Origin of the sequence: Psychrobacillus sp. FSL K6-2365, from assembly GCF_038003165.1 — a bacterium.
Lineage (GTDB): Bacteria > Bacillota > Bacilli > Bacillales_A > Planococcaceae > Psychrobacillus > Psychrobacillus psychrodurans.
The window spans coordinates 3364322-3376218 of the sequence record NZ_JBBOOO010000001.1 but is presented as its reverse complement, the minus strand read 5'-3'; the positions used below and the strand labels follow the sequence as shown (position 1 = coordinate 3376218).

Sequence of the window (11897 nt, the reverse complement as noted above, 5' to 3'; positions counted from 1 at the left end):
GTATCTTAGGTCATTTGAAATAGTATAGCGCGATAAATTGAACGAATAGTAATAGTTTGTCATCCAAATGTAATAGAAATGAAGTTAATTTGAAAAGAAAAAGAGAAGAGATATCAAATAAAAAAAACAACCGTCAGCATACTCGACGGTTGTTTTATGAGTTATTGAAAAGGTTTTGGATCTATTGTAGATGCATCTTTAGAATTCATACCTTTTCCAAAGTAATGCAAAATTACATAGCCTACGATTCCCATAATTGCAGTAAAACCAAGCACTGTAACTGTGTATAAAGCCATTTTATAACACCTCACTTGTTTTCTTGTATTTATTATAACGTAAAAATGAAAGAATTGTAACTAGAAATATATAGAATTTAAGTTAACAATATTAAAATGCCCAGTTTCCATTTCGGAATATTGGCTCTGAAGTTCCATCTTCTTTAATACCGTCGATATCCATTTTTTCTGAACCAATCATGAAATCTACATGTGTAATACTTTCGTTTAAGCCATTTTCTGCTAATTCTTCGCGACTCATTTTCTTGCCGCCTTCTATACAGAAAGCATATGCACTACCGATTGCTAAATGATTAGAAGCGTTTTCGTCAAATAATGTGTTATAAAATAATAGATTCGAGTTAGAGATTGGTGAGTCATGTGGTACTAGTGCTACTTCACCTAAATAGTGTGACCCTTCGTCCGTTGCAACTAAGTTCTCAAGCACCTCTTGACCTTGTTCAGCTTCCACTTTTACAATGCGACCTTGTTCAAATGTAATAGTGAAGTTATCAATAATATTCCCGCCGTAGCTCAATGGTTTAGTGCTTGCTACATAACCGTTAACACCTGTTTTTAATGGAACAGAGAATACTTCCTCCGTTGGCATGTTAGCCATAAAAGAAAATCCTTTTTCGTTTGTGCTACCAGCCCCACACCATAGATGTCCCTTTGGTAATTCAATCGTTAAGTCTGTACCAGGAGCTGTATAATGAAGTTTTTTATAATTTTTCTCGTTTAGATAATCTACCTTTGTATGTAGAAGATTATCATGTTCAATCCATGCTTCTGTTGGATTTGCGACATCCGCACGCACTGCTTGGAAAATTGCTTCCCAAAGGGCAGGTACTTGTTCTTCCTCAGGTAATTTAGGGAATACCTTCTTAGCCCACTCTGTAGATGGAGATGCTATTACTGACCAACTGATTTTGTCCGATTGTACATATTGACGATATTTGCTTAATGCTTGACCCGCAGCCTTTTGGAACGCTGAAATTCTAGAGGAATCCACTCCTTTTAAAAGGTCAGGACTTTGACTAACAACGCTTATAAATGCAGCTCCGCCTTCTGCTAACAATTCTTTTTCTTGTGCTTTCCAAGAAGGAAAGAAATCAAATGAGTCCCCAGGTGCAAGTTCATAGCGTAATCGTGTGATTTCATCATCTGTTAAATCTACGAATACTTGTTTAGCCCCAGCTACATACGCTTTTTTAGTAATCAATCGAACTAATTCAACGCTATCAGTGGAAGCTGCAATAAATAAATTCTGTCCTGGTTGAATATTCACTCCTACTTCTACAACAAGAGAAGCATAGTTTTCTAATTTTGTATTAAAAGATGTCATATGGATACTTCCTTTCTATTATTATCTTCATAGTATCAGTTTTGCGCTTGTATTATCAATATTCAAATTAGTCGATAAGTTAAATTTTGTTCATAATTCGAAAATTTAATATAGTCAATCGGTAGATTATTATTAAAAAAATATGAATATAGCCGAAATAAAGGAAAGAAATAGAATGTGGGGGAAGTTGAATGGATAAGTCTACAGTATTCGGTTTAATAATAGGGTTTGTTTCATTATTAGTTGGGATGGTTTTAAAAGGTGTTACATTGGGTGCATTATTAAATCCTGCAGCAATCTTAATCATCATTTTCGGTACGATTGCTACAATAGTTATTGGATTTCCAATGGCAGAATTAAAAAGAGTACCTAAGATATTTGGAGTTATTTTTAAAGAAACAAAACTAGTACCAGATGTGGAAGTAATTAAAATGTTCTCAAGCTGGGCAGATTTAGCAAGAAGAGAAGGATTATTGGCACTTGAAAGTAAGTCAACAGATGTAGAAGATCCATTTTTAAAAAACGGTCTTACGTTAGCAATTGATGGACAAAATGCAGATTATATTAGAGATGTACTTACAGAAGAAATTGACGCACTAGAGGAAAGACATTCAGGTGGTGCTCAAATTTTTACTCAAGCGGGGACATATGCTCCCACACTTGGTGTACTTGGAGCGGTAGTAGGTTTAATAGCTGCCTTAAGTGATATGAGTGATATTGATAAATTAGCACATGCAATTTCTGCAGCCTTTGTAGCGACTCTATTAGGTATATTCACTGGGTATGTTTTATGGCATCCATTTGCGAATAAATTAAAACGTAAATCTAAACAAGAAATTAGACAAAAGACAATGATGCTAGAAGGTATCCTTTCAGTATTAGAAGGAGATTCTCCACGAGTTATTGAACAAAAATTAGCTTCCTATCTATCTATGTCAGAGCGTAAAAAAGTATTGAATGAAAGCGGGGAGGCTGGCCTTGGCAAAGAAGCATAAAAAACATAAGCATGAGGAAGAAGTAAGTGAAGCCTGGCTACTTCCGTACTCCGATGTTTTAACATTATTACTAGCCTTATTTATCGTATTATTTGCTACTAGTTCTGTAGACCAACAAAAATTGGAACAAATGTCTCAAGCGTTCAACGAAGTCCTTAATGGTGGAACCGGTATTTTTGAACAGCCATCTCCTTTGGAAGTGCCAGATGCTCCTGATGATTCAGGTCAGGGAGAAGATGGAGAGAGCACTGCATATATGGAAGACCAGCAAGCACTCTCCGAAATTCAAGATAGTGTGGATGAATATATAGCAGTAAATGCGCTAGAAAAACAGTTTGTTACTAAACTAACCGATGAAGGCTTACTTGTTACGATAAGAGATAGTATATTATTTGATACTGGCGAAGCAGAAGTAAAAGGTGAGTATCGTTCAATTGCTGAAGATATCTCCGATTTGCTTGTATTTGATCCTCCTAGAAATGTCGTTATCACTGGCCATACAGATAATATTCCTATCTCTAGTAGTGAATATTCTTCCAACTGGGAGCTAAGTGTAATGCGATCAGTTAATTTCCTGAAAATATTAGCAGGAAATAATACGATAGATCCGCTATATTTTAGTGCGAAAGGTTACGGTGAATTTAGACCTGTAGCTTCCAATGATACTCCAGCAGATCGGGCAAAAAATAGAAGAGTTGAAGTATTGATTCAACCACGCGTTCTAGAGGATGGTACTTTAAACGACCAACCTGAATAATAATAAAGACTGGCAACCGAAAGATGGTTGTCAGTTTTTATTTGACTTTATAAAACAAAAGTTTATAATTAAAACAAATGTTCAATGAGAAGAGAGGTGTAAGCAAATGAATACAAAAGAAGTGAGTATTTTAAAGTACCTGCGAGAAAATCCATATGCATCTCAAATGGAAATAGCAAACGAACTCAAAATGTCTAGACCGGCAGTTGCCAATATTATTTCCCAATTGATAAAAAATGGGAACATCACAGGAAGAGCTTATATTTTACCTGAGAACAAAGAAATTATTTGCATAGGTGGAGCCAATGTAGATAGAAAGTATACGGTAATCAATAAGCTCCAAATGGGTACTTCTAACCCTACATCTAGCATACAAAGTGTTGGAGGAGTTGCAAGGAACATTGCGGAAAATTTAGGTAGATTAGGACAAACTGTACGTTTATTATCAGTTGTTGGAACAGACATGGAATATGAAGCTATTGAAAAAGCCTCTAATAATTGGATGAATTTATTTTCCATTGAAAAGTTACCAAATTACACAACTGGAACATATTCGGCAGTGCTAGATTCAAGTGGAGAAATGCTTCTTGCCCTAGCAAATATGGATATCTATGAACAGTTGACTGTAGATTATTTGAAAAAACATGAAACACATTTAACGAATTCTCAGCTCATCATTATAGACATGAACTGCTCGAAAGAAGTGATTGAATATATCCGAACTGTTTCTATCGGACATAATATACCACTTGCTTTAATACCTGTATCCTCACCTAAAATGGATAGAATGCCTGATTCATTAGAGGGCATTGGATGGTTAATCGCAAACAAAGATGAAGCAGAAATGTATTTAGGTATAAATATTGTGGATAAAGGATCATGGGAAGAAGCAACAAGATTATTTGTCCAAAAGGGGATTTCCCATGTAGTTATAACCTGGGGTAGTGAGGGCATAATGTACGCAGGTAGTGACATGGAAACTTCCTATTTTCCAGCAATTAAGGTAGAGGATGTAATTGATGTCACTGGTGCAGGGGACGCATTTGTTTCCGCTACTTTATATGCTTGGTTGAATGGTGAGGATATTGTAACGACCATAAAAACAGGCATGATAAACGCAAGTAAAACTATTCGCTCCAGCGATACGGTAAGAACTGAGCTTTCTCGAAATAATTTAACTAATGAGATGGAGGAAAATAAAAAATGAAACAATATATCACTTATTCAGAAGAAGTAGCAAAAGGAATGCAAGAAGGAAAGGCAATCGTTGCGCTAGAATCTACAATTATCTCTCATGGTATGCCATACCCGCAAAATGTTGAAACTGCTAGAAAAGTAGAACAAATTGTGCGTGATAATGGTGCAGTTCCAGCGACTATCGCTATTATGGACGGAAAGATTAAAATTGGTTTATCCGATGCAGAATTAGAAACGCTAGGAACAAGTAAAGATGCAAGAAAAACTTCTAGAAGAGATCTTGCTTACGTTGTATCTTCAAAAGAAATTGGTGCAACTACAGTAGCAACAACGATGATTTGTGCAGAAATGGCTGGTATTAAGTTATTTGTTACCGGTGGAATTGGCGGTGTACATAGAGGCGCAGAAACGACTATGGACATCTCAGCAGATTTAGAAGAACTATCAAATACTAATGTTGCAGTAGTTTGTGCAGGTGCAAAATCTATTTTAGATATTGGTTTAACTTTAGAATACTTAGAAACTAAAGGTGTTCCTGTTGTAGGTTTCCAAACAGATTCTTTCCCAGCATTTTATACAACGACAAGTGAATTTGATGCAAACTTCCGTTTAAACAATGAAAAAGAAGTAGCAGAAATGTTGAAAGCTAAATGGGATCTTGGGTTAAATGGTGGAGCAGTAATTGCTAATCCTATTCCTACAGAACATTCATTGGAAGAGTCTTATATTAATACGATTATCCAAACTGCTCTACAGGAAGCTGAAGAAAATGGTATAAAAGGGAAAGACGTAACTCCATTCTTGTTAGGAAAAGTAAAAGAACTAACAGAAGGTAAATCTTTAGAATCCAATATCGAACTTGTTTATAATAATGCTCGTGTTGGATCTAAAATTGCAGTTGAATTAAATAATCTATAAGAAAGAAGGCTATCTATTGTCAGTAAAGATGACAATAGATAGCCTTTTATTAGTATTCAATTCTATAAATTAAGGCTGTGAATTCATGAGCGTTTGGTAAAATTATCCCCTTCCGCAAGTAAAAGGTAATGATCCGCAAGTAAATAAAGGGTTAGAGCAAGTAAATCATTCACGACAGTAAGTAAGTCATAGATGGAAGCAAGTAAACAATGGGTTAGAGCAAGTAACGAAAAATAGAATCCATTAAGCTATTATAAATAAGCAGGTACAAGAGTCTCCAGTGCATAAAGTCAGTGTTCCTGGTAATACGATAGTGATATAACTGTTATATTATAAAGGTTGTCCCAAAAAACGTATATTTTATATACAAAAAATGGTTAGTCGTGATGTTATTCACGACTAACCATTTTTAATGAACATGATTCTGGACTTATTTTCTTAAGTTTCCTAGTTCAGATGCAATTGCTTGCATTTCACTTGGGCTAAAAGTATCTCTTTTTTTAACCATTTCGTATAAGTAAACAAGATCATCATATTGTGTTGCATTGAAATCCTCTGATCTCATTGCATCTACATTGACCATACGAAGTTTCTCTTTAATTGTTTCAATCATATACGTGACATTTTCTGCTGAGGGTTGTGATAAATTCATTCGTAGTAACCTGCCTTTCATACATTAGAATTAATCATTTCACGCTAAGCCTGCAATGTCAAACACTAAATAGATTTTGCTGCCTCTTTTTCTTCTTTTAATTTCTCTTGAATTTTTTTCGTTTCATAAATAATTACACCAGAAAGTCCTAGTAGTCCTATTAAGTTAGGAATAGCCATTAATGCATTAGTTATATCTGAGAAAGTCCAGATTAAATCTAATGAAACAACAGATCCTACAAATACCATCAAGACAAAAGCAATACGATACACAATTAGAAGAGAAGGGTTTTTGAATAAATATTGGAAACATTTTTCTCCGTAATAAGCCCAACCAATTATCGTAGATGAAGCAAAGAATATCAACCCAATTGCTACTACAATTGGTCCGAAGTCACCTAAGAAGTGTCCAAACGCTCCAGTTGTAATTTCATTTGCAGCTAAATTTTTGTCTGTATATATTCCAGACATGACAATTGTGATACCAGTAATTGAACAAATGATAAATGTATCAAAAAATACCTGAGTCATCGAGATAAGCCCTTGGCGACCAGGAAGGTCTGTTTTTGCCGCAGCTGCAGCAATAGGAGCAGAACCTAAACCAGCCTCATTTGAGAATACCCCACGAGCAATACCATATCTAATAGCAGCACCGATTGCTCCACCTGCCGCAGCTTCAGTTGAAAATGCCATCTTGAAAATGGTTACAAATGCTTCAGGAATAGCTGTAACATTTAAAATCATAATAATTAATCCAGAAACAATATAGAAAACCGCCATTACAGGAACAAAAATCGCAGTAACTTTACCAATGGATTTAATACCACCTAGAATAACTAAAGCAGCAAAAATAGTTAATACAATTCCAGTTATCCATGTATCAACTCCAAAAGTATTATTTACAACTCCTGCAACAGAATTGGATTGTGTTCCATTTCCGATACCAAATGCTGCCACTGCCCCAAAAATTGCGAATAAAACAGCCAACCATTTTTGTTTTAAACCATGCTCTAAATAGTACATAGGTCCGCCGGCCATTTCACCATTGGCATCTTTAACACGATATTTAACAGCTAGTACCGCTTCTCCATACTTTGTTGCCATTCCAAAGAATGCTGAAATCCACATCCAAAATATTGCCCCAGGACCACCTAGAACTACCGCAGTGGCAACCCCAACTATATTACCAGTGCCAACCGTTGCGGCCAATGCTGTAGTGAGAGCCTGAAACTGAGAGATATCTCCTTCTGCAGACTTATCATGATTTTTGGAGAAAACTTGCTTCAATGCAGCAGGTAACAAGCGTAATTGTAAAATTCCTAAACGCAACGTTAAATAAATACCAGTACCTACTATTAATACTAAGAGTGGAATTCCCCATAAAAAGGATGATACCGTTCCTAAAAACTCATTCAATTGTTCCATCAACATTACCCCCTATGTTATTGTCTAAAAAGAAATCTATCATCCTTTCATATTATTTACCCTTGTTACAATATTCGTAAAATTCAGTGTGCTAGTCAAGACTATTTTTTAAATAAATGAAAATATTGTTTGATTCTATTTTGGTGAGGGTATAATTAAAGCATCTATATAGTTAAACTTGGAGGTAATTTGGATGAGTGAAAATAAATTTTTAAAAGGTATTATATGTGGTGCAGTTGTTGGTGGAGCTCTAACAATGCTTGACAGAAAAACAAGAGATTCAGTTATGAACAAAACAAGATACATTCGAAATGAAATTCAATATTACAGTAAAAATAGGGAAGAATTAAAAACAAATATCGAACATCAAGTAACAAAATGGAAATCGGTCTATGATCAGTTTTCATCAGATGCAATGTATTTAACTGAAAAAGTGAACGAGGCAAAGGAAATCACCCCTCAGGTTAAAACATTATTAACAGATACGAAAGATGCATTTTCTCAATCAAAAGAGGAGTACAAATCAATTGTAGTTCCAGAAAAGGAAGAAAAAAGTATTTTTGAACCAAAAAAGTAATCATTGCACAGAAAGGAGAGGATGGAGTGAAAGATATTCATGAGAAAAAAGATAATAAAAAAACTTCATCCTCAAGCCCCAGCTGGTTCGAGAAGTTAAAATTTCTAAATATAAAAAAGAAGAAAAAGAAGGAAGAAGTGCATCATGATCTTACTACATGGTCTGGTTACATAAAGCATTTAATACTACATATTCAGAAAACGGATATTGCAGGCTTTGCAGCACAATTAGCCTATTTCTTCCTATTATCCCTATTTCCATTATTAATTTTTATAATAACCTTATTACCGTACTTAAACTTAGACGAGGCACAAGTCTTTCGTCTCTTAGAAAACTATGCACCACAGGAAGTATATATTCTTATTGAGGAAACATTGACTGAAGTTTTGGTGAGTAGGAACGGTGGGTTACTATCTATCGGGATTATTGGTACGATTTGGTCTGCTTCAAATGGGATGAATGCAATTGTAAAATCTTTAAACCGTTCATATGCACTTGAAGAAACAAGACCCTTTTTCATCGTCAGACTATTATCTATCGTATTTACGTTATTAATGATTATGTTATTTATAGTAGCGCTAGTATTACCGGTATTCGGTCAACAAATTGGTACAATTCTATTTTCATACTTTGGTTTTGAAGAAAGCTTTGTAAAGCTTTGGAATAATTTAAGATGGACGATTAGTCCCTTAATTATGTTTGTGGTATTAATTGCATTGTACTGGATAGTTCCAAATACAAAATTATTCCTAAGAAGTGTATTACCAGGAGCTGCTTTTGCAGCATTTGGTTGGATTATCGTATCATTAGGATTCTCGTTCTATGTTAGTAATTTCTCTAACTATTCTTCTACGTATGGAAGTATCGGAGGGATTATTGTATTAATGTTATGGTTATATATTTCTGGCATCATTTTGTTGGTTGGTGGTCAGATAAATGCAGTTATGCAGGAACGTAAAATAGCTTTAGAAAAAAAGGAAACAGAAGGACGCGTCTAACCGACGTCCTTCTGTTTTTGTTTAAAGATTAACAAGGTATATAAAAAAGTCCAGTGAATACAGGGCTCATGGAGCATGAGAGAAAATAATACTGTGATTTCCGTTCCAGGGGGTCAGTTCATGCGGAGTCTCGAGACTTTCTCGCTGTCCCGCTGGAGTATCCACCTTACAATCTAATCAAACGGCGGGTAGTACTCCACTAGAAGATTTGGAGAAGCATATGGCTTAGATGATAATATTAGTCAAAGCAAATATAGGGATAAAATGATTGGTAATCGCTGATGAAATAGAAATACTATTTTTCGATGATAGAGGAAAGCAGACAATTTTATTCTACTAGTGGAAATAAAGAAAAATAGGGAGTGTTTACATACTAAAGAAGCGAAGTAGCAACAGAAATTGTATCTTCTGGCGCTTACCTATGAATAGGAAAGTATCTTTTCTCTAGTTATCCAAAAACGCACTAACCTGTTTCTAATTATTGTAGAAGAGCTAGGGACAGGCAACCGCCATAAGATTACCGAAAAAGTGAGTATTGTTTGTGACAGCTGTCACAAACAATACTCACTACAAATTCACTAGGTAATACTATAGCAAAACGGCGGTCTAAAGCACTTCGGAAACGATTGGAACAGGTTTTAACCTACAAAGATCGGCTATTTTTTAATTCTCTTAAATATTCCTATTGAGCATTCGCAATCCATTTAATATGACTAATATTGTACTGCCTTCATGACCTATTACCCCTAACGGCAGGTCTACTACTTGAAGGAAATTCGAGACGATTAAAAGTGCGATTATAGTTATTGAAAAAATGATATTCTGCTTAACGATTCGACGCATTTTACGTGACATTTTCACTGCATATGCAATTTTAGACAGATCATTTTTCATAAGAACGATATCTGCAGTTTCTAGTGCAACATCTGTTCCTTCTCCCATGGCAAATCCTGTTGTTGCTGTTGCAAGTGCAGGAGCATCATTGATACCATCTCCAACCATTCCAACAAAGCCATGTTCCTTAAGTAACGCTTTCATATGCTTCACTTTAGTTTCTGGTAGACACTCGGCAATATATTGATCAATTCCAGCTTCTTTTGCGATAACACTTGCCGTTTTGTTATTGTCACCTGTAAGCATCACTGTTTTAATTCCTAGTGCTTGGAGCTGCTTAATCGCGATTTTTGTTTCCTCTCTGACTGTGTCTTTTAAGGCAGCAACAGCAGCAATTCCTTTTCCATCTCGCATGAAGATGACAGTTTTCCCTTCTTCTGTAAGGGTAGAAGCAATTCCGTTATGAAAGGTAAAGGCATCGTTTTTATTAACAAAATCAGGTTTTCCTACTAATACTGATTCTCCGTCAATTGTAGCTTGTATTCCAAATCCAGGTTTATCTTCAATATGGATTAGTGGAACAGATCCTACACCTTCAATTTTTGCAAAAGCTGTAATTGCTATGGCTAGAGGGTGATTGGATTGTCCCTCGATAGTTGCTAGTGTTGTTAAGGTTGACATTCTATCTAAATCTGGTCGTACTAAGAAGTCTGTAACGACTGGCTTACCGGTAGTTAGAGTACCAGTTTTATCCAATGCAATTGCATTCATTTCACTGATGTTTTCCAGATGTACTCCGCCTTTGAATAATATACCAACTTTAGCACCGTTCGAAATTGCTGCTAAAGTGGCTGGCATAATAGATGCTACGAGAGCACAAGGTGAAGCCACTACCAATAAAACCATCGCTCGGTAAAATGTTGTGTTCCAGTCCCAATCAAGTAAAAAGTGAGGAAGGAAAAGCATGAATGCTACTGAAATTAAAACAATTTTCACGTAGGTACTTTCAAAGCGTTCAATAAACTGTTGAGCAGGAGATTTTTCATCCTGAGCTGTTTGCACAAGATTAATGATCTTTTGGAAAAGTGAGTCCTCATTTTCCTTTGTCATTTCCATCGTAATAGCACCGCTCATATTAACTGTTCCAGCGAATAGTTCATCATGTAACTGTTTAGTTACAGGAATAGATTCACCACTAATTGCGGATTCATCAATTGCAGTATTGCCACTTACAATTTTCCCATCTGCGGGGATTCGTTCACCGGGTTTTACAATAAGTTGATTACCTACAACTAACTCGCTCACCGAGATTCGTGAAGTAGTGCCATCATTATTTAATCGTAATGCCTCTTCAGGCTGAAGTTCCATGAGGGATGAAATTTCCTTTTTGCTTTTATTCATTGTGTACGTTTCAAGAGCACCACTTACTGCAAATATAAAAATTAGGATTGCTCCTTCTGTCCAATAGCCGATGATAGAAGAGCCTATTGCTGCTAGTATCATCAGCAACTCTACATTTAACTCTTTTTCTTTAAATGTTTCTACTAAACCTTCTTTGGCTTTTGCATACCCACCTATTACAAATGCTAGTAAATAGAAAATGATCGATGCTGTTTCTTGCTGTGCGTTACTTAATAGCCATGCTATAAGGATCAGTACCCCAGAAAAAAGTGCTGCTACCAATTCCACATGAGACATTAAATTCGAAAGAAATAGTGGGTTAGATTTTTTATTAGTTATCGTTGTCATATAAAAACCTCCTTGATAATGAATTTCAATATTAATAGTCCTTATAAATGAAGAAAATGGACTTCCGAATAGGAAACCCACTTTATATTCATTACTAATTTATAATTATTATAATCTAGCGGTTTTTATAAGTCAACAGATTGAATTAACTTTAAAAAAGCTTAATATTAGTTCGA

At 35.4% G+C, this 11897-nt stretch carries 11 protein-coding genes; 6 read left to right on the top strand and 5 right to left on the bottom strand.

Annotation, left to right across the window (positions count from 1 at the left end):
- Nucleotides 1-161: 161 nt before the first annotated feature.
- A complete protein-coding gene (locus MKY29_RS17015) occupies nucleotides 162-296 on the bottom strand; it encodes a hypothetical protein (RefSeq protein ID WP_269915757.1) in 135 nt (44 codons plus the stop codon).
- Nucleotides 297-387: 91 nt separating this feature from the next.
- Nucleotides 388-1620 carry an aminopeptidase gene (locus tag MKY29_RS17010; protein ID WP_093495085.1) on the bottom strand — a complete coding sequence of 411 codons (1233 nt, stop codon included), beginning with the start codon at nucleotides 1618-1620 and terminating at the stop codon, nucleotides 388-390.
- A gap of 191 nt (nucleotides 1621-1811) precedes the next feature.
- On the opposite strand from MKY29_RS17010, the gene motA reads away from it, so the two are divergent.
- The 4 genes from motA (at nucleotide 1812) to MKY29_RS16990 (ending at nucleotide 5487) form a co-directional block, all read left to right on the top strand.
- A complete protein-coding gene (motA, locus tag MKY29_RS17005; protein WP_269922350.1) occupies nucleotides 1812-2615 on the top strand; it encodes a flagellar motor stator protein MotA in 804 nt (267 codons plus the stop codon).
- Nucleotides 2599-3372: a flagellar motor protein MotB gene (gene motB, locus MKY29_RS17000; protein ID WP_093495083.1), complete on the top strand. Its 774-nt coding sequence runs from the start codon at nucleotides 2599-2601 to the stop codon at nucleotides 3370-3372. The genes motA and motB overlap by 17 nt, the downstream gene beginning before the upstream one ends.
- 106 nt (nucleotides 3373-3478) lie before the next feature.
- The gene (locus MKY29_RS16995) at nucleotides 3479-4579 is read left to right on the top strand and encodes a carbohydrate kinase (protein ID WP_340880355.1); all 1101 of its coding nucleotides are present in this window, start codon (nucleotides 3479-3481) and stop codon (nucleotides 4577-4579) included.
- On the top strand, nucleotides 4576-5487 hold the full coding sequence (locus tag MKY29_RS16990; RefSeq protein ID WP_090568401.1) for a pseudouridine-5'-phosphate glycosidase: 912 nt from the start codon (nucleotides 4576-4578) through the stop codon (nucleotides 5485-5487). The genes MKY29_RS16995 and MKY29_RS16990 overlap by 4 nt, the downstream gene beginning before the upstream one ends.
- 430 nt (nucleotides 5488-5917) lie before the next feature.
- Here MKY29_RS16990 and MKY29_RS16985 read toward each other — a convergent pair whose 3' ends face one another.
- Both MKY29_RS16985 and MKY29_RS16980 read right to left on the bottom strand, forming a co-directional pair.
- Nucleotides 5918-6139, bottom strand: a complete 222-nt coding sequence (locus MKY29_RS16985; RefSeq protein ID WP_090568404.1) for a DUF1128 domain-containing protein — start codon at nucleotides 6137-6139, stop codon at nucleotides 5918-5920.
- Nucleotides 6140-6204: 65 nt separating this feature from the next.
- On the bottom strand, nucleotides 6205-7563 hold the full coding sequence (locus tag MKY29_RS16980; protein WP_340880354.1) for an alanine/glycine:cation symporter family protein: 1359 nt from the start codon (nucleotides 7561-7563) through the stop codon (nucleotides 6205-6207).
- A 193-nt stretch (nucleotides 7564-7756) separates the two neighbouring features.
- Between MKY29_RS16980 and MKY29_RS16975 the strand changes: the two genes are divergently transcribed.
- Complete coding sequence (locus MKY29_RS16975) at nucleotides 7757-8140, top strand: YtxH domain-containing protein (RefSeq protein ID WP_340880353.1); 384 nt, start codon at nucleotides 7757-7759, stop codon at nucleotides 8138-8140.
- 26 nt (nucleotides 8141-8166) lie between these two features.
- Complete coding sequence (locus tag MKY29_RS16970) at nucleotides 8167-9138, top strand: YihY/virulence factor BrkB family protein (protein WP_336285543.1); 972 nt, start codon at nucleotides 8167-8169, stop codon at nucleotides 9136-9138.
- A 672-nt stretch (nucleotides 9139-9810) separates the two neighbouring features.
- On the opposite strand, the gene MKY29_RS16965 is transcribed toward MKY29_RS16970, so the two are convergent.
- Nucleotides 9811-11721 carry a heavy metal translocating P-type ATPase gene (locus MKY29_RS16965; protein WP_340880351.1) on the bottom strand — a complete coding sequence of 637 codons (1911 nt, stop codon included), beginning with the start codon at nucleotides 11719-11721 and terminating at the stop codon, nucleotides 9811-9813.
- Nucleotides 11722-11897 lie beyond the last annotated feature (176 nt).

Bases quoted from the DNA above. Each gene is read 5' to 3' on its own strand.
- MKY29_RS17015 (WP_269915757.1), bottom strand. From the start codon at position 296: ATGGCTTTATACACAGTTACAGTGCTTGGTTTTACTGCAATTATGGGA.
- MKY29_RS17010 (WP_093495085.1), bottom strand. From the start codon at position 1,620: ATGACATCTTTTAATACAAAATTAGAAAACTATGCTTCTCTTGTTGTA.
- motA (WP_269922350.1), top strand. From the start codon at position 1,812: ATGGATAAGTCTACAGTATTCGGTTTAATAATAGGGTTTGTTTCATTA.
- MKY29_RS16995 (WP_340880355.1), top strand. From the start codon at position 3,479: ATGAATACAAAAGAAGTGAGTATTTTAAAGTACCTGCGAGAAAATCCA.
- MKY29_RS16990 (WP_090568401.1), top strand. From the start codon at position 4,576: ATGAAACAATATATCACTTATTCAGAAGAAGTAGCAAAAGGAATGCAA.
- MKY29_RS16985 (WP_090568404.1), bottom strand. From the start codon at position 6,139: ATGAATTTATCACAACCCTCAGCAGAAAATGTCACGTATATGATTGAA.
- MKY29_RS16980 (WP_340880354.1), bottom strand. From the start codon at position 7,563: ATGGAACAATTGAATGAGTTTTTAGGAACGGTATCATCCTTTTTATGG.
- MKY29_RS16975 (WP_340880353.1), top strand. From the start codon at position 7,757: ATGAGTGAAAATAAATTTTTAAAAGGTATTATATGTGGTGCAGTTGTT.
- MKY29_RS16965 (WP_340880351.1), bottom strand. From the start codon at position 11,721: ATGACAACGATAACTAATAAAAAATCTAACCCACTATTTCTTTCGAAT.